The 667-nt window shown below is 40.5% G+C and carries 1 protein-coding gene and 1 pseudogene; both read left to right on the forward strand.

Annotated features, from left to right (window positions below; genetic code table 11):
- A pseudogene (locus H5154_RS22995) lies at positions 1–378 on the forward strand (hypothetical protein); the annotation flags it as partial.
- The coding region (locus H5154_RS23000) for a hypothetical protein (protein ID WP_182719762.1) at positions 375–667 on the forward strand (293 nt) is incomplete at its 3' end. The pseudogene H5154_RS22995 and the gene H5154_RS23000, both read left to right, overlap by 4 nt.

A 667-nucleotide genomic window follows, 5' to 3' on the forward strand; every position in this document is an offset into this window, starting at 1 on the left:
GATTTAGGCTTTAACACCCAATTTACGATGCAGTATTTAAAAGTATCCCCTTTCGGCGATTATATTTCTTTTTTATCAGAGGGGCTTGGATACCCTAAATATTACTGGGTTAATTTATCAGACCCAAGTAAGCGCATTACAAAACCTTTCAAAACAGGGGGGTATTTTTTCTCAGATAAAAAAAATAAAGTGTTAAGTCCCGCATCAAGAGATTCGACAGAGCTGATGGGGAACGGTCGTCCATACCCTGATTATTACTTTATAGAACTAGACTTAATTACTAAGCAAGAAAGAGAAATATTACTTAAAGAAAGTAATATTTGGGGCATGGGAACTATATATGTTTTTGGCGTGTTTAATATCAAGGATGAACAATGACAGAGCTATTGAATACAGGGCAATCTAGTTTTCCTAAAGCGTATTTACTCACGGGCTATGTTAATAGAGGCGAGCCAATCAGCAAGCTCACCCCGCTGTTTAACCGTGTGGTGGTGGCTGATAGCAATGAAGCCGCACCAATACTGTTAAGCAGTGATGAAGGTGCGGTGCTTGAGGCTGTTGATGACAAGCAGTTAACAACACGGACACCGTTTCATGCCCAAAAAACTACCCCGTTCATGCTTCGCATTGCTGCCTCTACGACCAATTTACACCGTACAATCAAGGA

This window comes from Pseudoalteromonas sp. SR44-5 (assembly GCF_014163675.1).
GTDB classification, from domain to species: Bacteria; Pseudomonadota; Gammaproteobacteria; order Enterobacterales; family Alteromonadaceae; genus Pseudoalteromonas; species Pseudoalteromonas rhizosphaerae.